The organism is Streptomyces luteolifulvus (assembly GCF_008806595.1).
Classification (GTDB): Bacteria; Actinomycetota; Actinomycetes; order Streptomycetales; family Streptomycetaceae; genus Streptomyces; species Streptomyces luteolifulvus.
Map to the genome: position 1 here is coordinate 162,573 of NZ_VZRB01000008.1, position 17,654 is coordinate 180,226.

The following is a 17,654-nucleotide window of genomic DNA, read 5'->3' on the forward strand; positions in this document are numbered from 1 at the left end:
CGCCGCCGACCACACCCCGTCCCGATCCTGCTACCTGCGCGGCTGCAAGACGGCCGCCTGCAAGCAGGCCAACTACCGGTACATGAGCCGCATCCGCCTCGAACACCACGCGGCCAACGCCGCCGGACCGACGCCACCCAAGCACGCGCCCACGTCGAACGACTCCTCACGGCCGGCTGGACCCAAGCCCAGATCGCCCGCGCCGCAGATCTCGTCCACCACCTCATCTCAGACATCCGCTACGGCAAGCAGACCATCTCCAACAACACCGCCTACGCCATCCTCTCCGTCCCGATCGGCCCCCCGCCCGCCGACACCCGCGACGTCGACGCCACCGGCACCACGCGCCGCCTCCAAGCCCTCGCCGCTATCGGCTGGCCCATCGCCCAACTCGCCCCACAACTCGGGATCTTCCCGTCGGCGCTCGGCAACATCGCCCGCGGTGAACTCCGAACTGTCCGCCGCGCCACCGCCGACATCGTCGCCCTCCACTACCAGCACCTCATTCGCCGGCCCGGACCCAGCAACAGGGCCCGCATCCTCGCCCGCAACAAGGGTTGGCACGGGCCGGCCGCCTGGGACGGCGCAGCCATCGACGACCCGCTGGTACTGCCGGAGACCGAGCAGGCCGACGAGCTCGAGCCGAAGCGCGACGACCTCGCCGCCGTCCGCCGCGCTGAGATCGAACACCTCGACGCATTCGGCCTCCCCGCCCACGAGATCGCCGCACGCCTCGGCATCAGCGAATCCACCGTCAACGGCATCCTCCGCGAACTCCACACCGGCCAGCGACGCGACCGGAAGCAGGTGGCTGCATGACCGGCACCAGCAGCAACCGGGACTGGCGGGCGACCGCCGCCTGCCTCGACGAAGACCCTGAACTGTTCTTCCCGAACGGCACCAGCGGCCCCTGGCTGATCCAGATCGAGGACGCCAAAGCCGTCTGCCGCCGCTGCCCCGTCGTCGAAGCCTGCCTCCAGTACGCGCTCCAGGGGCGCATCCCCGAAGGCATCTTCGGCGGGCTCACCGGAGACGAGCGCGCCAGCCTCAACCGGTCCGTCCGCCGCGGACGCACCACCCCGCAGCAGGCGGAAGACAAGGCAGCAACCGCCCGGCAGCCACGCCGCGAAAACCCCCTACAGGACCTGTTCGACAACAACACGGTCCGCCTCTTCGGCGGCCACCTCGCCTGGATCGGCCCGACACAAGCCTGGCACCAAAACCGCCCCTACACCCCGAAGAAGCTCGCGTTCATCCTCGCCCGCGGCCGGGAGCCGGAAGGCCGCGTACTGGTCGACTGCGGCAACCGCAAATGCGTCCTCCCCGCTCACGTCGCCGACGACGCCGAACGCATGCAATGCGGCACCCGACCCGGCTACCGGCGACACCAACGCCAAGGCACGGAGGTCTGCGAGCCGTGCCGGGAAGCGAATGCCGACGCCGAACGCCAACGCACCGGCACCACCCGAGCCGTCGCCTAGTCCGGACACGACAAGGCCCCGCAGACGCGGGGCCAGGAGGAAAGGAGGAGCGATGAGGTCAGTCCGGTTCGTAGTCGGCGAAGCGCTTGGCCCTGGCCGCGTCTCGCTCCTCGATCTCCGTGAGCTTGACAGCCATCTGCTCGAGGAACTCCTGCGTGGTCGCCGGCTGGGGCCGCTCGCCCGCGACGAAGTGGAACGCCTCGATCATGCGGCGGTCGGACTGTGCGGTCTCGAAGGCGCCGGGCGTGACGAGGTAGGCGCGGCGCCGGCCGCGCACGGTAAGGGCGCTGACCAGTCCGTCTTCGCGGACTTGCTCGATGAGCCGTGTCAGGAGAGCGCGCGCCCGGGTGAGCGGCACTTCCTGAATGCCGTCCTCGGCAATGCGGGGCTCCAGGTCAGACGCCATGTCGAGAGTGTAAGCCATGGTGATTCCTTCCATTCTTTCCAATCTTTAAAGTAGTATGGCAGCGGAGGACCGGAGCTGCCAACAAGCCCAGCCCTTTGAGCAGTTGCGACCGAGAGAAGACACCCGTGGGAATCCGCCTGATCGTCGAGGTGCTCACCAGCGCACCCGAGGCCCTGACGCACCGGGAGAAGCTCCTCCTCGTCGTCCTGGCCGAGGACGCCAACGACGACACCCGCATCACGTGGAACAGCGTGGAGCGGCCCCAGGTGCTCCGCGGGGCCAAACTCAGTCGCGCGCAGCTCTACGCCGTCCTCAAGTCACTGATCACCAAGGGTGCTCTCGAGAAGCTGACGGCTGGCCAGAAGAACGGCACAGCTAAGTACAAGCTCGCCAAGTTCCCCGAGTCTCAGTGTCCGGAAATCCCTGACGCTGAGCCCCCCTCTCAGGGTCCCGGAAACGCGGACACTGACGACTCTCAGCGTCCCAGTTCTCCTGACACTGAGCCCAACGGTCAGTGTCAGGAAAACGCGGACACTGACCCGTCTCAGTGTCAGGGATTCTGGGACGTCAGTGTCAGGGAATCCGGGACGCCTACCCCTCTTAACCCCTCAACTACTACCCCTCTAGCTAGCCAGCAGGAGGGCCAGCCAGCCGGGTCCGATCTTGACTACGGCATCCCCCCTGCTGCGCGCCCGCTCGTCGACGGACTCAGCGCAGCAGGCGTCATCGTCCGATGGCCCTTCAAGGGCAACGGATGGTTCCCGCTACTCAGCCTGATCTCCAAGAGCGGTGCTACTGCGTTGCTGGACCACGCCGTCACCGCTGCAGCGCGTGCGACAGAACCCATCGACTCCGCCCGCTACTTCATGCGCGGCTGGGGTGAACTTCCGCCCCTGCCGCCTCCGGACGCCAAGCGCCCAAAGCTCAAGTCGGTGAAGCCGAACGGCCATCGGCCCTACCAGCCCCCCACCGACCACTCCGTCTACGAGAACGGATTCCACACCCATGCCCGAACCCAAGCCTCTGGCGAGTGAGGCCGTCATGCAGCGCATGCAGCGCGCACTCGAGGCGCGCGGCCTCGGCCACGTCACCGCCGGCCCCATCGACGACACCCCGACCCCCGACGAGCCCGGCCACCCCGAGTACCACCGCCGCCAACGCGCCAACATCGCCGTCAAGCGCTGGACCACCGCCACGCCGTACCGGTACCAGGAAGCCGAGGCGACACACCCGCAGGTGATTGCCTGGGCGGACCGGGCCATCGGCGATCCGAAGACCGCCGGGATCCTTTTCCTCACCGGCCCGTTCGGCACCGGCAAGACTCACCAGGCCTACGGCGCCCTCCGCCGCATCGCCGAAGCAGGGCCCGACCGGTTCGAGTTGCTGGCGCTCACAGCCCCCGACATGTACGCGCTGATGCGCCCGGGGGGCAGCGAGAAGGGCGCCGAGTACGAGGTCAAGCGGCTGATGCGGATACCGCTGCTGCTGATCGACGACCTCGGCACCGAGAAGATCAGCGAGTTCACCGAGGAAGCCACCTACCGGATCCTCAACGAGCGCTACAACGAATGCCGCCCGCTGATCATCACCAGCAACCTGCCCGTCGCCGACCCGAACGGCACCGACCTCCACGACCAGTTGGGCGCCCGCATCACCTCCAGGCTCGCCCAGACCACCACCGTCGTCGCCCTCGGCGGCAACGACCGCCGGCTCGGTGTCGCATGACCGACCTCACCCAGATCAGGACGCACGGCGAACCCGCCGACTACCGCGGCCCGTTCGAGCCAGTCCGCGCGGCCATCCGCACAACCACCCGACTCGCCGAATGCCACCGCTGCGAGGAAACGGCGATCCCGGACCTCGTGCACCTCGTCGACGACGAAGGCATGCCGCTCTGCCCCAACTGCACGCGCCATGTTGGCGTCGCTCTGCGGCGGGGTCTGCAAGCCCTGAACCAACTCGCCCACGCCGCTCGCCAACCGGGCGTTCACCCCGCCGAGTCCCTCATCTGGGACTGGCGCGCTGCCCTGGCCGTAGCTCGCCCCGAGGAGTTCCAACTCCTCCAGTCCGCCGGGCAACTCCTCGCCGCCCACAACGGAAGGGCGGCGTCGTGAGCGACTCGCAGATCCCGCAGGACGACGGCATCCAGATCGACGACGTCAAGGCCGTCCGCCGCGAAGGCCGCGATGAGCTGAAGGCCCTGCTGCGGGCGCAGATCGACATCGGCAAGGCCCGCCGTGAACCGCCCGTCAAGCCGAAGCCTCCTCCTCCGCCCGGCCACCGTCCCGGCGCCTGGCCGACCGGGACGTCCCCGCCCGGCCCACCACCCGAGTGGTCCCGCCCGAAAGCCGAGTGGGATGCGGCTGTTCGGCACTACCGCAACACCGAGCACCAGCCCGACCAGCCCTGCGACTGCGGCAACTGCCCCAAGGAGAACCGATGACCCTGCACGCCGGAGCCCCGATGCCCGACTCCCTCCGCCACTTCATGCGCGCCGGCCAGCATCCGGCCCGCTCTGTGCCGTGCCCGCACTGCGGCGCCGGCGCCCACCGGCCGTGCCAGCTGCGGAAGTCCGGCCGGATCCTCACCCAGCCGCATCCGCAGCGCGTGTCCGCGTGGGCGAAGGCGACGGCCTGCTGTCCGGAGTGCCAGGTCGAGCCCGGGACGCCCTGCCACGACGAAGGCCGCGCCCGAACCACCGTCCACAACCGCCGCTACCAGGAAGCCGAGGCCACCGCAGCGTGAACGCATACGACCGCCTGATGGCCGAGGCCCTCCCGACCGGGACGTTCGGCCACGCCCGCCCCGCCAAGCCGCGGCCCGCCAGCCCGGCGCCGCGGTGGACGCCGGAGGAGCAGGCCGCCCACCTCGCCGATCTCAACGCCGCCCTCGACGGCTGGCAGGACCCCAGCGAGACCGCGACCCGCGACCGCCGCCGCCCGCGCCGACTCCGCGTCATCGACGGGCAGGCCGCCTGATGTCCCGCTGCACGGCGTGCGGCCGTCGGCTTCGGGTTCCGGCGCCGTCGGGTCTGGGCCCGGTGTGTGCCCGCCGTCTGGGCGTCACCGGGCGCCCGGCCCGAGCCTCGCCGCCGCCGTCCGCCGGCCCGGTGCCGTCGATGCCGGGTCAGGCCGAACTGCCCCTCGTCGATCACCAGCCGACTTTGTGGTCGCTGTGACCGCGGCCCGCCCGTTGACCTGCGCCCGTCACCCCAACCCGCCCCCAACACCACAGACCACCACCAACCCGGACAAGGAACCCACATGACCAGCCGTAGCAAGCACCGGCAGCCCGTCGGCGACATGTTCCCCGGCATGCCCGACCTGCTGACCAAGCAGCCACCGAAGGCCACCGACGGCGAGCACGTCGCCCGCACCCTCGACGAAGCGATCGCCCGCACCTTCGAAATCCTCGGCGAAGCGCTCGCCACCTACCCGATCGTCGGCAGCTACGGCCTGTTCTCCGGCGGCAACGACTCAGTCGTCCTCATGCACCTGATGCGTGAACGCATGGACGCCCTGCTGCACGTCAACACCGGCACCGGAATCCCCGAGACAACGCAGCACGTCCGCGACGTCGCCGCCGCCTGGAACGTTGATCTGCACGAACTGCACCCGCAGAACTCGTACCAGGACCTCGTCCTCGGCAAGGTCCTGGCCGGCCGCGGCCCGAACGCCGGGAAGCGTGCCGTGTGGCAGGGCTTCCCCGGGCCCGTCGGCCACAAGGTCATGTACCGGCACCTCAAGGACGAGCCGCTGATGGCGTTCCGGCGAAGCGTCGTCGGCGACCAGGGCCGCACCCGGAAGATCGTCTATCTGGGTGGGATGCGCTGGGCCGAGACCGACCGCCGGTTCCGCAATGCTGAAGCCATCGACCAGGACGGCGCCATCGTCTGGGTGTCCGCGATCGTCCACTGGACCGATGTCCACATGCGCGAGTACCGGGCCCGGTATCGCTGCCAGCAGGACCATGAACACGCCCAGCATCGGCTGTGCTTCGACGGCGCCCTCCCGCTCAACGAGGTCACCGAGCACCTGCACATGTCGGGTGAGTGCCTGTGCGGGGCGTTCGCCAAGCCCGGCGAACTCGACGAGATCGAGTTCTTCTACCCCGAGGTAGCCGGGGCGCTGCGCGACTTGGAGCGCCAGGCCGAGAGGGCTGGTATCCCCGCCTGCCGGTGGGGCCAGAAGCCTCCCGGTGAAGCCGACTCAGTGCCTGCTCGTCCTGCATCGCCGTTCCCGGCCAGGACGACCTGATCGACCAGTGGCGCGACATGGGCCTGATCACCCCGGAGCAGCATGCCGCGTTCACCCGCTCGGCCTGAGCCCGCCCCCGTGTCCCTGCCCGCACCACCCCACCCGACGAAAGGCACACCCATGACCGACGAAGAGTTCGCCGACCTCCAGCGCCGTGCCGACGAGCGCCACGTTCGCCAGTGCCTCAACTGCCATGGCTACGAGCAAGGCCACCGTGACCTGCTTTGGCCGGGGCCAGAGCGCAACTGCTTCAGCTACGAGCCCCGCGGGCCAGAAGCGAAGTCCGTCGCTTGACTACCAGGTGGGCCCGCCGTGCGGCTATCGCGGCGGGCCCCGCCCCGCAGCCTCCCACACCCGATCACCTGAACGGAGAACCCCGATGACCGACCAGCCCGCCCCGCTCACCGCCCAGCAGCTCGCCGACATCGACGCCCGTGCCGCCGCGCGCCGTGCCGCCTTGTCCGGCTGGATCAACTGCTACTCGCCGCTCGACGAGCAGGAAGCGTTGGAGGACGCGGAGGCTGTGCTGGAGGAGGACATGCCCGCCCTGCTTGCCGAGGTGCGCCGCCTGCACGACGAGACAGCCCCGCTCACCGACTCCGAGCGCACCATGCTGCGCTACGCCCTCGACCTCGCCCAGGAGCAGATCTGGTCGGAAGGCGGGTTCACCGACGACGACCAGGCCGCCGTGGACTCGTTGCGTGCGCGCGTCGACGGGCAGACGCCGCCCGCCGCCGCCTCGTCCGGGGTTGTGGGTGGGCGTCAGGCGCCCGCACAGCCGCCCGGGGCCCCGGAGCCGCCACACACGCCCGCCGGGCCGTCACAGGGGCGTACAGGGGCCGCGGCGGATGCGGGCGGGCGGACCGGCTGACCCTCAGGTGCCGTTTCCCGCCGCACAGTTCGTTGCCAGACGGCCTCAGGGGCGCTCCAGGCCCGCCGGGTCCACCCGGACGCTCCTAGGCCGTCTACGGCCCGCCTGTGGCCTTCCGGTCCCGTCCCGAACCTGAAACCCACCCAAGGAGATCCGCATGACGCACACCCGAACCCACGTCTACGTCTCGTTCGCCAACCCCTACCTCGTCTGCGACCTCTGCCGACAGCCCGTACCCCGCTGGCACAACAACGACAAGTGCGGCTGCGACGAGACGTTCTGGAACGAGCCCTGCCAGCACACCGCCGGGATCACCAGCGTCTGCCCGTCCTGGTCCCCGGTCGACGGCTGCCTGTGCCAGGAAGTCCTCGGGAGTGTTGAGCACGGTGAGCCCCCGGCCGCTACGGAGGCGGCCCGGTGAGCAGCCACCGCCTCGACGTTCCCGAGCTGCACCGCAGACTCGACGCCCGCCGCCGAGACCTCGGCCTCACCTGGCGCGGTGTCGCCCGTCAGACCGGGCTCGCCATCTCGACGTTCACCCGCATCGGCAAGGGCCGCACGGTCGAGGCTGACGCGCTCGTGACCCTGCTGGTGTGGCTCGACCTCGACAGTGAGATCGCTGTGCTCGTCGAGCCCGGCCAGCCCAAGATCCCCTGCCCTGGCTGCCGTCGCATGTTCGAGCCGAAAGTCGACGGCACCGTCCGCGCACACGGCTGCGAGCCCGCCACCCAGCCTGCCGTGTCTGCGGCCCCGACCACCAAGGACACCCCATGAACACCGCCGACGAACTCCGGGCCGCAGCAGCCATCTTGCGGCAGATGCGATTCCCCGCGGCCATGACCGCCACCTCCAGCACCGCCGCGCTGATAGGGGCCCGGCTGCCGCTCGCCGAACTCCTGGAGTCCGCGGCCGAGCTGCACGAGGCCAACCCGCCCCACCGTGGCGTGCCGCGCCCCGGCTGCCAGTGGTGCGCGGACGAGGACTGGCCGTGCGCCGACACACGAGCCGCGCTGGCTGTGGCGCGCGCCCTCACACCACCCCGCACCTGACGAAAGGACCCCAACCATGACCCTCGCCGAACTCCGAGCCGAACTCGACGCCCTCAACCTCCCCGACGACACGATCGTCGTCCTCGCCAAGGACGCGGAAGGCAACGGCTTCAGCCCGCTCTCCGTCATGGACGGCGCCCTCTACGAGGCGCACAGCTCCTTCTCCGGCGACTGGTACGCGACCGACCAGATGCGCGCGCAGAACCCCGAGAACGACTGGGACCAGGCGCCCAACGGCACGGTCCCCGCCGTCTTCCTCTGGCCCACCAACTGACCGACGCCCGCTGTCAGTGCCCACCACTACCGTCCCAACACACCACAAACCAGGAGGAAAACGACCATGACCGGCTTCAACCCCGTCAAGACCCCCACCACCGACTACCCCCACCCCGTCGGCACGACCATGCGCGGCTCCATGGGATCGCTGTCCACCGTCATCGACCGTGACGGCTTCGCCTTCCTCGCCTGCTGCACCGAGCACGAGGCGCAGGGCAAGGCGTCCGGCTACTACGTGCAATCCGAGGACGGCCGCGTGCTGGACCGATCGGTGCCCGAGCCCGAGGCCGACGGCTACGAGTGCCCGCACATCCCGGGCCGACTGCTCGCCTGACCCCCCGCCCCCGCCCGGCTGCCTGCTTCCCCGGCAGGCAGCCGGCCCCCGCCCAGCCCGACCACCAGGAGCACACGTGACCGACCAGACCGCCCGCCCGTTCCGCGACGAGCCCACCGACGTCCTCCACACCGCCCTCGACCTCGCCATCACCCACGCCGACCAAGCCGCCCGCTTCCGGCCCGCGCAGCAGGGAGACGAACTGCCCTCCGTCGTAGGCCTCTTCCGCACCGAACTCCAGCAGCGAGGGGAACTGTGACCATGAACAGCCAGACCCTTCCGCCGCCGCAGGGCCCGGAGTACACGCCCTGCGGGTGCGGGCACATCGAGCCGGAGCACGAGCTGAATGCAGGCGAGTGCCGCTCGTGCGACTGCTCGGCGTACCGGCCTGCCGTCTCGTCGTGTGTCCCGGCCGCCACACCCGACGACGCGCCTGTGGACCCCAGCCTCCGCGACCGGATCGCCGAGGCGCTGCGGCCCGGAAGCCGTGACCGCAGTGGCTGCTACCCCGAGGGCCTCATGCGCGACGTGGACGCGGTCCTGGCCGTGCTGCCAGCCGCCACCAGCCAGGCCGCGATCCTGAACGCCGCCACACCCGACGACGAGCCCCAGTTCGGCGTACCCGGATGCACCTGCCGCCCCTTCACCCGCCAGGAGACCCCACCCCGATACCTCGACCAGCCGGGCGACACCGTCGACATGATCACCGACTGCCCCCACCATGCGCGCGCCGGGTCTGTGGACCCCGCCAGCCTCCGCGACCGGATCGCCGCCGTGCTCCGCGAGCACGGCATGGTGCACCTCGGCGACCAGGTCCCGGCTGACGAGTACGACTGCTGCGCCGACGCGGTCCTGGCCGTGCTGCCAGCCACCGACCGGGCCGCCGCTTTGCTGGACGACGACGAGGGCGACGAGCTCGTGTGCGTCGACCTGTGCGGGAGCTGCGACGCCTGCGGGATGGAGCCCTTCGGGACGCCCGCCGAAGGATGGCGGGAGGCCGCACGGTTCCTGCGGCGCACTGCCCGCGCGTCCGGCGACCGCCAAGGCGCGTTGCACGGGGCCCGGATGATCGAGGCCGAGCTGCGCCGCATGGCCGACGAGACACCCCAGCCCGCACCGGCCGCCAGTGGCCCCGACCTTGCACGCCTCCTCGCCACCCACACCGACAGCCTCGCCGCCACCATCGAAGGCTTCACCGGAATCGCGGCCGGCTCACTCCAGCCCGGCCTGAAGCGCACCCTGGACTTCCTCAAGCTGTACAAGGAGCAGCTGCTCACAGGGCACTGGACGCCTGAGATGCGCCGCCTCCTGGACCAGCTGGCCGCCGGGGCGCAGCAGCAGACCGACACCGAGACGCCCGAGGTGATGCTGGCCCGGCCCGCCGCATGGGCCAGCAAGCGCCAGGACGCGACCGTCGACCCGGCCAGGTGCCCCCGCTGCAAGGGCGACAACCAGGAGGCGTTCGCACTGTGCGCCACGTGCGACCAGCCCGCCCCAGTGCAGCCCGCGGCAGACGACACCGGCGACCGCATCGTCGGCCACCGCTCCCGACTCGGCATGTTCCTGTACTGCACCCGCCACACCGACGAACTCGGCGCCTCCGGCATCCCGATCACATCCGACGACCTGCCAGACGGTGGCCTGTGCGCCAAGTGCGGCACGGACCTCCTGATCCCACAGGAGCCCCGCCCGTGACCCGCTGGAAGCCCCCACACCCCGCACGCAGCACCCCACCGCCCGCCCACTGCCCCAACGGGCGCCCCTACCGCACCGCAGCCCTCGCCGCAGCCGCACTCATCCCCGGCTACGGCAACCCCCACCTCACCCCGACCGCCTGCCAGTGCTGCCGCGGTTGGCATAACCAACCACCCAAGGAGCATCCGTGACCTGCCCCGACGATGACGTCCTCGACTACTGGGCGCACGACGACCACACCACCCGCCACTTCTGGGCGGCCCTCGCCGACGACACCGGCGGGGAGCCGGCGCCGATGCCGCCCGAACCCTGCGACACCGGCACACCCGTCGACTGGGCTGTTCGCGAACAACGCCTCCGCATCGCGCTCGGCATCAGCACCTGCGGCTGGCTCGACCTGCTCGGCCAGAACACCACCGGCCGGCCCATCACCGACATCCACCCGGACGGAGGAGTCCTGTGACCCGCCCGACCCCGCCACCCCGGCAGCCCGTCACCGCCTGGACGCTGCAAGTCCTCCACCTCTGCTACCGCGGCGAGAAGATCGAAGACGTCCTCGAGCGGGCGATTCGGATGCTCGCCACCGCCGACGGCAAAGTCGACACCGGCGGACGCATCAAAAACGGGCGGCACCTGTGAAAGACCTGACCCGCCGACAGCGGCAGGTACTCGCCCTGGCCGCGAACGGCAACACCAACGAGCAGATCGGCGCCTGGCTCGGCATCAGCCCCTGCACCGTGAAAGACATCCTCGGCTACGCCTACCGCACATTGGGCGCCACCGACCGCGCGCAAGCCGTCGCCATCGCCCTCGCCATCGGCGAACTCGGCGTGCATGAGATCCACATCCCCGACCAGCAGAGAGAAACCGCCGCATGACCGACAAGACCCAGCAGCAGAAGCGGCCAGCCACACCCGAGGAAGACATCGAGGTGCTGTACGGCCGCGTCGCCAAACTCAACGACGCCGTGTCCGCGCTCCTCAACCCCAACTGGGGCGCCAGCATGGGCATCCTCCCCGAGGAGCACCCGCTGTACCCGGCGGCGCTGGAGCCACTGCCGAGCCGCGTCGCGAAGCCGTTCGATCCGGCGCAGGAGGAGCAGGGCGCGCCCGTCGACTGGCAGGCCATCGCCAAGCAGCGCGAGAGGGAGTTGAAGAAGATCGGCGAGGCCCGCCACTTGGCCGAAGCCGCCGTCGCCCGCGTCCGCAAGGTGATCGCCGAACGCCGTACCGAAGTCGCCGACCGCGAAACCGACGGCATGCTCCCCTTCGGCACCCCCGGCGCCTCCTGGTGCGACGCCGTCACCGTCACCTGCGACCGCATCGACGACGCCCTCCGCATCCACCCCGAGCCCGTCGGCATCCCCTGCCCGCCCGACCAGTCGGAGCCCGCCCCGTGATCCACCAGGCCGCACCCCGCCCCGTCACCGACTGCCAGGCCAGCATCCGCGGGCACTGCCTCGCCGCCGCAGCAGGCCAGGACGTGTGCGCCATCCAGGACGGCGAGTGCGTGTACGGGCCGCCCGACCCCGCACCGGCCAGACACGACAGCGGGCCGAGCGTGCGGGAATGCGCCGAGGCGGACGCCCGCTGGTGGGGTGGCGAAAAGACTGGCGAATAGCGAAGCGCCCCGCTCCGGACTCCGGGCGGGGCGCTTCGTCATGTCATCAGCCCTGGTTCTCCTGCTCCCGCATGAACTCGGCAACGATTGCCGTATGGCGGCGCATTGCCGCCCGCAGCTGGTTCCGCTGAAACTTCTCCCGACCTGCCTCCACCACCTGTTCCCATCCTTCGCGGCCGTCAGTCAGCCGCTCAGCGATCAAGAACTCGATGATGTCCTCCAGGCTCGGCCGGAACCGCTTCCCGCCCACCGGGAAGTGCAGCTTCTCCAGTGGCCGCTTCTCGTCGCCCGCCCGGTTGAGAGCATCCAGCGCCGGCGACTCGCCGTGCACCTGCAAGTGGGCGCTCGTGTACTTGTCCTTCTCACGCTCATAGTCGAAATGGCAGAGGCAAGTCTCCAGATCTTCGTCCGAGAAAATGCCGCAATACGACTTATGGACTGTCAGGTATTTGGCCTCGTCGTCAAGGTGAACCTGGTAGCTCAGATTCATCCACAGTCGCGGCTTCTTGCTGTCGATCCGCACAGGGAAACCCGTCGGCTGCGTCAGATTCTGCCGAGACAGCCCGCTACCAACGGTGAAAACCGGGATACTGTCGAACGGGCGCTGAACCGCCTTGATGCGCACGTCACGACAGATCGTCGTGTTGAGCACGTTCTGCAGTTCCTGGGCGAAGTCGTAGGCCAATCGTCCCAGGTCAGAGGTCAACCGTGCCGCCAATCGACACCCACAGGGCGTGAGCTTGCGCCGACGAGAAGTCACGCTGGCGAGCCTGCTGCTCAAGCTCCGCATAGGTCAGACCAAGCTCATCCAGAGCCTGCTCCGCCGCAGCCCGAAACTCCTCAGCAGACACAACGATCACAGTCTCATCATCATGATCAGTAACCCATTGCTCCATGACACTCACAGCTATCCCCCCAGACGGCGCTTAACGTAGCCAGTGTCGTTCATGGGTCTGACAGCGTGGCTCAACCACAGCCAGCACCGCTATAGGTATGCCCCGATTGGTCGAACAATTACCAACCCTGGAGTGACAGGCAGCACTCCCCGACGACAAACAGACAGCCTCCGACCCAGTCGGTCGGGGGCTGCCCGCTTCTTCTAAGCCGCCTCCTCCACCTCCGGAGGCCGCTTCCCGTTCAGCACCTGCCGGATCCAGCTGGGCGTGAGCCGCATCCGCGCCGCCAACTGCTCCACCGTGACCCCTCGCCGGTACGCTGCGCGGACCGCCCCATCCCGGCGATCGATGTTCCGCTGCCGCGCATCCCGGCCCGCAACCGTCCGGTGCAGGAACGCCGCCCACTGCAACAGCAGTTGGCCGGTGATGTCGCTCAACCTGCCCGCCATGCAAGTCCCCCAATTGTTGAACGCCACCCCGCTCGTAGGTCACCGTCAGGGCAGTGCCGCAGCTCCGCAAGGGCGCATGCGAGAAAGCCCCACCCGTGCACGACGGATGGGGCTGAAGGGGTTGTAGCTGCCTAGATCTTCCGAACAAATGCGCGCTCGCCGTTGTGGAAGTGGACTGTCACGCCGGGGTCCTGCTCGCCCTCCCGCGCCGACCACACGTCGATCCGCTCGGTGTCCGCCGGCTCTGCCGCCCCGATCACCCCGGCCAGCCACGCGTCCGGGGCGGCACCAAGCGGGGCTTCCGTGTACGCGGGCGGACCGCTCTCCACGGCCGGCGTCGCGGGCTCATGCTTCGCCCCGTCAGCGAGTTGGCCTATCACCTGCCAGCGCAAGTCCCGCCCACCCGCCGACACGGCCAACGCGAACGGATACTTGCCGCCCTCCACAGCCTTCGCACCCTGCACACCAGGCGTTCGTTGCAGGACGTCGACCAGGAAATCGCGGTACTCAAGGGGGCGCATACGGGGTCAAATCCTTTCGGTGGTGGGCCCGGCCAGCCTAGTGGTTGGCCGGGCGTGGGGATGGGCTCAGGGCGCGGTCAGGTGACGACGGGATTCTGCCGCCACGAGTCAGCTACCAAGGCAGCCATCAGGGCGGCCACCTGATCGTCAGTCATGGCTTCTCGCAGTGCGATGGCGACCTCTTCGGGTCGGTTTGCTCGCAGAAAGAGCCACCCGTTTCCAGCAGACGGCTCAGGCGCGACTCGATGTCCATGGCCATGCTGGAGGATCCCGAATTCCGCGAGTTTTCCGCAGGCTCTCTTCACCGTCTCTCTGCTAACACCAAACTCGACGGCGTATGCCGTATGGGAGACCTTTGTTCCCGGCGGCAGTTCACCAGACTCGATTCTGCTGCGGATCAGCTCGGCGACGCGCATGTAGTGCTTGTTGGACTCTTCATGTGGTAGCAGTTCGGTTCTGGCGGCACGGGCTTGTTCAATGCGTTGGATTGCCTGGGGTGCGTGGGGATTGTCTCTGACGTTGAACCGGGGGCGTTCCTTGGCTATGGCGTCGATCTCGGCAAGTTCGGCGTCCAGTCGATTGCCGAACCATTCGTCTGTGCGCTTCGTCGCCAGCTTCCACCATGTGTCGTATGCGTTGCGAGCGTGCTGCTCGGCGCGGGCGTCGGGGTCGAAAGCGATCCCGACGTAAAGCAGGCAGCCGTCGGCTGCGAAGTATCGATAGAGGGCGGTACGCCCGTGAAGTGCTATGACCCCTCCTTGATGGATGGGATGATCGTGTACACGGGGCCCGCTCACCTCATCTGAGCGGGCCCCGCCGCTTCCGTTCGCTACCTTGCGTCCGGAACATCGATCTCCTTGGTTGGTGGATAGATGTCCTCCCAGTGCTCGATGGGGCCATCCTGGTCATGGAACGTGACGTTCGTGACCAGCACGGCAACGGCGACGTGATCTGGTGCACTGATACCCAGGGCGTCGAGTTCATCTTGTGACGCCTGGCGCGCTCGCGCTCGCCGCTGGCCTCGGATGATCTCGTTTCCGGTGCGCTCGGTGTAGATCTGCTGCCAGAACTTCGGGAGTGGGCCGTCTTCGCTCACCTCGGGTACGGCGATCGTGGCGCGCGGATGAATGATCGACACACCGACAGACGTGGGTTTGCCGTCCTGCCGGAACGTGCGAATGCGGATGATCACTTCTTCGCCGGGGTCGATGTCGAGCGCCCTGCAGACCCGGATGTCGCGACAGGAGCGGCGCATGGCTCGGTGCCCCGTGGAGTCTTCCCCGGGCCCGTACCGCCTACCGTTGCGCGCCATCCGGTCGAGTCGGTCGACGCCGCTGACGACGACAGGCAGGTCAGCCACGACCGTGCCGGCGCCAGCCCTTGTTGTGATGAGGCCCTCGGTCTTCAGCAAGTTGAAGGCTCTGGCGGCCGTGTTCCGGGCGACGCCGTGAATCTGAGCTAGCTCGTTCACGGTGGGCAGCTGGTCGCCCGGCCTCAGGTCGCCGTCGGTGATGCTCTGCCGGTACTCGGCGGCGATGTCCGCGTACCCCTTTCGGTTTTCCATGTAGCTCCCTCTGTCGCGGGCACGGTTCCTGTTCATGTAGAACGTACCATCTTGCGGGGGGTAGAACGTACCCTCAGACTCGTGGTACGTTCTACCCGTGCTCGACGGGGCGCCGCGAAAGCGGACCTCTCGGGTGCGCCCTGAACGCGAAAAAGCCCCTGGTCGGGCCTTCCACAACGCCGACCAAGGGGCAACGGAGCTACCTGCGATAACAGGAGACCGCCATGGCCAATCATGCCACCAGTCCGGGCACGGCACGCCCCGAAGCCATCGCCACCGTCAGCCCGTTCCCGGCGATCGCGCCGGGCCACCACCTCGCCCCAGTGGCGATCGGCGCCCCCGGCTCCGAGCAGAAGATCGTGTTCGTTCCATGCCCGGACTGGTGCGCGACGAACCACGTCTCCAACTGGGTGCACTTCCTGGAGGACGTCGACCACACGGGCGATGAGTTCGCCGTACACGTCCCCTCGTTTTTCAACGAGGGCAAGCCGGTCTACAGCCTGACCGCGGCGGTCGGCAGCGACTCGATGTCGACCGACCCGCGGATGCGTGCAGCGCACGTCATCGTGGGCGACGAGGGCAGCGTCGACGCCTACCTCACGCCGGACATGGCGCGGACCACGGCAAACGACCTGCGCAAGCTGGCCGACAAGCTCGACGAGGCCGCCCGCACCGCCCGCCTGCACAACCAGCACGTAGAGGCGGTGGCCTGATGACCACCGCGATGTCGGCCGCCGACATTGCAGCCCATGAGGCTGCGTCCTACGTCCGCCGCCCCCGCAAGGTTCTCGCCACCTCCCCGGCCGGCCACCCGCGCGGCAGTCGGCCGGCGGAGGAGCTGGCCCGCCAGTTCCGCGACCACGGTGTCCCGGCAACCGTCGTGCAGGACATTCGCACCGACCGGTTCCTCATCGTCGAGGAGGCCGGGTCGTGACCTCCCACATTTCCAACGTCTACCGGCTGCGTTGGCAGCGGGATGCGCATCGGGCGCTCGGGGAGTTCCTCAAGGTCGCCGACCTGCCCGCCCTCGCGTGGAGGATCGCGACTTCGGGTGCGCTGGTCGGGGATGTCGACTCGCTGACGTTGACCGCGGGCGAGCAGCGGGCCGCGTTCGACGCGTGGGTGCGCCGGCTGGACGCGATGGTGTGGCCGGAGCGCACCGACGTGGATGGCACCGTGCACCTGCACGCGAAGTTCGCGTGGGCCCGCAACGACGAGGTCCGCGGCGCGATCCGCGCGGCGATCGCCCCGCCGATCGACGAGGTCACCCCCTAAGCCGCCGCGTCGGCGGAGAAATCCGATCCCCCACGGCACCCGCCGACGCGGCACCCAACCCCCGTCCTACTCCCACCGAGGAACCGCCATGTCTATCCAGGACCGTGCCCGTCTGATCGACCAGTACCTGAAGGCCGACGAGGAGCAGCGCCGCCTGATCCGCGACCAGGCCGCCGGTGTCGACGCCGTCACCCCGCTCGGGCCGCGACTCGTCGACGAACTCGACGGGCTCCGACTCCCCGCCGCCGCCTGATGGCCGTCCAGGACGTCCACTTCCACTGCCCGAAGTGCCATCCCGAACTGGTGGTGGGTGCCACGCCCGCCATTTGTGGCCGCACCATCCAGCACCTCGTGCTGGGTGCCGGCCGCGAACGCAAGTGCGCCAGCTGCAAGCAGAAGCGGCGCGACCACGAGCAGAGCCACCGCTGACCACCCGAATCCCTGAGAGGAGCCCGCCGTGCACGCCTATCTGATCACTGCGAAGCCTGGCCGGTGGCACCGTGCCGCCGTCTGGGCGGGCCGGTGGGCGCTGCGGGCCCTCGCCCTCACGGTGATGGTCGCCCTCGGGGCGGTCGTCTTCGTCGTCCGTTCCGCCCGGCCGGTCATCAACTACCTGGCCACCCGGGCCGCCTGGCTGGAGCTTTGGGCGGCATCGGTGACCGGGATCGGCCCGGTCGGCGCCGCGGTCGGCTCCGGGCTGACCGACGAGTTTGTTCGCGAATTCCACAAGGCGCGCACCGGCGCGCCCGCCTGAGAGAGGAGCCCGTCATGGGCCAGTTCATCGATCGCCTGATCGGTACGAAGGAGGCGCGCGCCAAGGTGCGTGCCGCGCAGCAGCACTTGGAGGAGGTGTCGGCCGGCATCACCGAGGAGACCGACGAATACCTCGCCGCGAACCAGGCCGTCATCGACGCCGAGGAGGCGCTGCCCCGCTGGCGCCGCGGACCGAGGTGAGGGACTG

General features: G+C 69.2%; 36 protein-coding genes and 1 pseudogene. 29 read left to right on the top strand and 8 right to left on the bottom strand.

Annotated features, from left to right (window positions below; all coding sequences use genetic code 11):
- Positions 1–228: 228 nt before the first annotated feature.
- A complete protein-coding gene (locus F7R91_RS14435) occupies positions 229–780 on the bottom strand; it encodes a hypothetical protein (protein ID WP_150948433.1) in 552 nt (183 codons plus the stop codon).
- Between the two features lie 35 nt (positions 781–815).
- Here F7R91_RS14435 and F7R91_RS42700 point away from each other — a divergent pair.
- Positions 816–1,073 (top strand): annotated as a pseudogene (locus tag F7R91_RS42700) (WhiB family transcriptional regulator); the annotation flags it as partial.
- 466 nt (positions 1,074–1,539) lie between these two features.
- Here F7R91_RS42700 and F7R91_RS14445 read toward each other — a convergent pair.
- Positions 1,540–1,905, bottom strand: coding sequence for a hypothetical protein (locus F7R91_RS14445; RefSeq protein WP_150948439.1), 366 nt, complete (start codon positions 1,903–1,905; stop codon positions 1,540–1,542).
- Positions 1,906–2,012: 107 nt separating this feature from the next.
- Here F7R91_RS14445 and F7R91_RS14450 point away from each other — a divergent pair, with 107 nt between their 5' ends.
- The 21 genes from F7R91_RS14450 (at position 2,013) to F7R91_RS14535 (ending at position 11,988) form a co-directional block, all read left to right on the top strand.
- The gene (locus F7R91_RS14450; protein ID WP_150948443.1) at positions 2,013–2,921 is read left to right on the top strand and encodes a hypothetical protein; all 909 of its coding nucleotides are present in this window, start codon (positions 2,013–2,015) and stop codon (positions 2,919–2,921) included.
- Between the two features lie 16 nt (positions 2,922–2,937).
- A complete protein-coding gene (locus tag F7R91_RS14455) occupies positions 2,938–3,612 on the top strand; it encodes an ATP-binding protein (RefSeq protein WP_225320647.1) in 675 nt (224 codons plus the stop codon).
- The gene (locus F7R91_RS14460) at positions 3,609–4,001 is read left to right on the top strand and encodes a hypothetical protein (RefSeq protein WP_150948450.1); all 393 of its coding nucleotides are present in this window, start codon (positions 3,609–3,611) and stop codon (positions 3,999–4,001) included. Before F7R91_RS14455 ends, F7R91_RS14460 begins: the two co-directional genes overlap by 4 nt.
- Positions 3,998–4,330: a hypothetical protein gene (locus tag F7R91_RS14465; protein ID WP_150948453.1), complete on the top strand. Its 333-nt coding sequence runs from the start codon at positions 3,998–4,000 to the stop codon at positions 4,328–4,330. The genes F7R91_RS14460 and F7R91_RS14465 overlap by 4 nt, the downstream gene beginning before the upstream one ends.
- On the top strand, positions 4,327–4,632 hold the full coding sequence (locus tag F7R91_RS14470) for a zinc finger domain-containing protein (RefSeq protein WP_150948456.1): 306 nt from the start codon (positions 4,327–4,329) through the stop codon (positions 4,630–4,632). The genes F7R91_RS14465 and F7R91_RS14470 overlap by 4 nt, the downstream gene beginning before the upstream one ends.
- Positions 4,633–4,649: 17 nt before the next feature.
- Positions 4,650–4,865, top strand: a complete 216-nt coding sequence (locus tag F7R91_RS14475; protein ID WP_150948458.1) for a hypothetical protein — start codon at positions 4,650–4,652, stop codon at positions 4,863–4,865.
- A gap of 285 nt (positions 4,866–5,150) precedes the next feature.
- Positions 5,151–6,143 carry a phosphoadenosine phosphosulfate reductase family protein gene (locus tag F7R91_RS14480; protein WP_150948461.1) on the top strand — a complete coding sequence of 331 codons (993 nt, stop codon included), beginning with the start codon at positions 5,151–5,153 and terminating at the stop codon, positions 6,141–6,143.
- A gap of 120 nt (positions 6,144–6,263) precedes the next feature.
- Positions 6,264–6,437: a hypothetical protein gene (locus F7R91_RS42005; RefSeq protein ID WP_191971481.1), complete on the top strand. Its 174-nt coding sequence runs from the start codon at positions 6,264–6,266 to the stop codon at positions 6,435–6,437.
- 85 nt (positions 6,438–6,522) lie between these two features.
- Positions 6,523–7,014: a hypothetical protein gene (locus F7R91_RS14485; RefSeq protein WP_150948464.1), complete on the top strand. Its 492-nt coding sequence runs from the start codon at positions 6,523–6,525 to the stop codon at positions 7,012–7,014.
- Between the two features lie 157 nt (positions 7,015–7,171).
- On the top strand, positions 7,172–7,435 hold the full coding sequence (locus tag F7R91_RS14490; protein WP_150948467.1) for a hypothetical protein: 264 nt from the start codon (positions 7,172–7,174) through the stop codon (positions 7,433–7,435).
- The gene (locus F7R91_RS14495) at positions 7,432–7,788 is read left to right on the top strand and encodes a hypothetical protein (protein ID WP_150948470.1); all 357 of its coding nucleotides are present in this window, start codon (positions 7,432–7,434) and stop codon (positions 7,786–7,788) included. Before F7R91_RS14490 ends, F7R91_RS14495 begins: the two co-directional genes overlap by 4 nt.
- A complete protein-coding gene (locus tag F7R91_RS14500; protein WP_150948473.1) occupies positions 7,785–8,063 on the top strand; it encodes a hypothetical protein in 279 nt (92 codons plus the stop codon). The genes F7R91_RS14495 and F7R91_RS14500 overlap by 4 nt, the downstream gene beginning before the upstream one ends.
- Positions 8,064–8,079: 16 nt before the next feature.
- Positions 8,080–8,337: a hypothetical protein gene (locus F7R91_RS14505; RefSeq protein ID WP_150948476.1), complete on the top strand. Its 258-nt coding sequence runs from the start codon at positions 8,080–8,082 to the stop codon at positions 8,335–8,337.
- A 66-nt stretch (positions 8,338–8,403) separates the two neighbouring features.
- Complete coding sequence (locus F7R91_RS14510; protein WP_150948479.1) at positions 8,404–8,673, top strand: hypothetical protein; 270 nt, start codon at positions 8,404–8,406, stop codon at positions 8,671–8,673.
- 76 nt (positions 8,674–8,749) lie between these two features.
- On the top strand, positions 8,750–8,932 hold the full coding sequence (locus F7R91_RS14515; RefSeq protein ID WP_150948482.1) for a hypothetical protein: 183 nt from the start codon (positions 8,750–8,752) through the stop codon (positions 8,930–8,932).
- 2 nt (positions 8,933–8,934) lie between these two features.
- Entirely contained in the window at positions 8,935–10,368 is a 1,434-nt protein-coding gene (locus F7R91_RS14520) for a hypothetical protein (RefSeq protein ID WP_150948485.1), read from the top strand.
- Positions 10,369–10,555: 187 nt separating this feature from the next.
- Entirely contained in the window at positions 10,556–10,831 is a 276-nt protein-coding gene (locus F7R91_RS42010) for a hypothetical protein (protein ID WP_191971482.1), read from the top strand.
- The gene (locus F7R91_RS42015; protein ID WP_191971483.1) at positions 10,828–11,007 is read left to right on the top strand and encodes a hypothetical protein; all 180 of its coding nucleotides are present in this window, start codon (positions 10,828–10,830) and stop codon (positions 11,005–11,007) included. Before F7R91_RS42010 ends, F7R91_RS42015 begins: the two co-directional genes overlap by 4 nt.
- Positions 11,004–11,246, top strand: a complete 243-nt coding sequence (locus tag F7R91_RS42020; RefSeq protein ID WP_191971484.1) for a helix-turn-helix domain-containing protein — start codon at positions 11,004–11,006, stop codon at positions 11,244–11,246. The genes F7R91_RS42015 and F7R91_RS42020 overlap by 4 nt, the downstream gene beginning before the upstream one ends.
- Entirely contained in the window at positions 11,243–11,767 is a 525-nt protein-coding gene (locus F7R91_RS14530) for a hypothetical protein (protein WP_150948490.1), read from the top strand. The genes F7R91_RS42020 and F7R91_RS14530 overlap by 4 nt, the downstream gene beginning before the upstream one ends.
- A complete protein-coding gene (locus F7R91_RS14535; protein WP_150948493.1) occupies positions 11,764–11,988 on the top strand; it encodes a hypothetical protein in 225 nt (74 codons plus the stop codon). Before F7R91_RS14530 ends, F7R91_RS14535 begins: the two co-directional genes overlap by 4 nt.
- Before the next feature lie 46 nt (positions 11,989–12,034).
- Here the strand turns inward: F7R91_RS14535 and F7R91_RS14540 are convergent, their stop codons facing one another.
- The 6 genes from F7R91_RS14540 to F7R91_RS14565 all read right to left on the bottom strand — a co-directional run bounded on the left by F7R91_RS14540 (position 12,035) and on the right by F7R91_RS14565 (position 15,418).
- On the bottom strand, positions 12,035–12,673 hold the full coding sequence (locus F7R91_RS14540) for a hypothetical protein (RefSeq protein ID WP_150948496.1): 639 nt from the start codon (positions 12,671–12,673) through the stop codon (positions 12,035–12,037).
- Positions 12,674–12,683: 10 nt separating this feature from the next.
- A complete protein-coding gene (locus tag F7R91_RS14545; RefSeq protein ID WP_225320658.1) occupies positions 12,684–12,884 on the bottom strand; it encodes a hypothetical protein in 201 nt (66 codons plus the stop codon).
- Positions 12,885–13,087: 203 nt separating this feature from the next.
- Positions 13,088–13,333 (bottom strand): helix-turn-helix domain-containing protein, encoded by a 246-nt coding sequence (locus F7R91_RS14550; protein WP_150948502.1) that lies wholly within the window; start codon positions 13,331–13,333, stop codon positions 13,088–13,090.
- 131 nt (positions 13,334–13,464) lie between these two features.
- Positions 13,465–13,854: a hypothetical protein gene (locus F7R91_RS14555; RefSeq protein WP_150948505.1), complete on the bottom strand. Its 390-nt coding sequence runs from the start codon at positions 13,852–13,854 to the stop codon at positions 13,465–13,467.
- 77 nt (positions 13,855–13,931) lie between these two features.
- Positions 13,932–14,651: a GntR family transcriptional regulator gene (locus tag F7R91_RS42705; protein WP_225320648.1), complete on the bottom strand. Its 720-nt coding sequence runs from the start codon at positions 14,649–14,651 to the stop codon at positions 13,932–13,934.
- A 32-nt stretch (positions 14,652–14,683) separates the two neighbouring features.
- Positions 14,684–15,418, bottom strand: a complete 735-nt coding sequence (locus F7R91_RS14565; protein WP_150948508.1) for a GntR family transcriptional regulator — start codon at positions 15,416–15,418, stop codon at positions 14,684–14,686.
- A gap of 224 nt (positions 15,419–15,642) precedes the next feature.
- On the opposite strand from F7R91_RS14565, the gene F7R91_RS14570 reads away from it, so the two are divergent.
- From F7R91_RS14570 to F7R91_RS14590, 7 genes are all read left to right on the top strand, one after another.
- Positions 15,643–16,131: a DUF6907 domain-containing protein gene (locus tag F7R91_RS14570; RefSeq protein ID WP_150948511.1), complete on the top strand. Its 489-nt coding sequence runs from the start codon at positions 15,643–15,645 to the stop codon at positions 16,129–16,131.
- On the top strand, positions 16,131–16,352 hold the full coding sequence (locus F7R91_RS14575) for a hypothetical protein (protein ID WP_408056032.1): 222 nt from the start codon (positions 16,131–16,133) through the stop codon (positions 16,350–16,352). The genes F7R91_RS14570 and F7R91_RS14575 overlap by 1 nt, the downstream gene beginning before the upstream one ends.
- Positions 16,349–16,693: a hypothetical protein gene (locus F7R91_RS14580; protein ID WP_150948514.1), complete on the top strand. Its 345-nt coding sequence runs from the start codon at positions 16,349–16,351 to the stop codon at positions 16,691–16,693. The genes F7R91_RS14575 and F7R91_RS14580 overlap by 4 nt, the downstream gene beginning before the upstream one ends.
- Before the next feature lie 88 nt (positions 16,694–16,781).
- The gene (locus tag F7R91_RS42025; RefSeq protein WP_191971485.1) at positions 16,782–16,946 is read left to right on the top strand and encodes a hypothetical protein; all 165 of its coding nucleotides are present in this window, start codon (positions 16,782–16,784) and stop codon (positions 16,944–16,946) included.
- Positions 16,946–17,122: a hypothetical protein gene (locus F7R91_RS42030; RefSeq protein WP_191971486.1), complete on the top strand. Its 177-nt coding sequence runs from the start codon at positions 16,946–16,948 to the stop codon at positions 17,120–17,122. Before F7R91_RS42025 ends, F7R91_RS42030 begins: the two co-directional genes overlap by 1 nt.
- A 28-nt stretch (positions 17,123–17,150) precedes the next feature.
- On the top strand, positions 17,151–17,447 hold the full coding sequence (locus F7R91_RS14585; RefSeq protein ID WP_150948517.1) for a hypothetical protein: 297 nt from the start codon (positions 17,151–17,153) through the stop codon (positions 17,445–17,447).
- Between the two features lie 14 nt (positions 17,448–17,461).
- Positions 17,462–17,647 (top strand): hypothetical protein, encoded by a 186-nt coding sequence (locus F7R91_RS14590; RefSeq protein WP_150948520.1) that lies wholly within the window; start codon positions 17,462–17,464, stop codon positions 17,645–17,647.
- Positions 17,648–17,654: the final 7 nt, after the last annotated feature.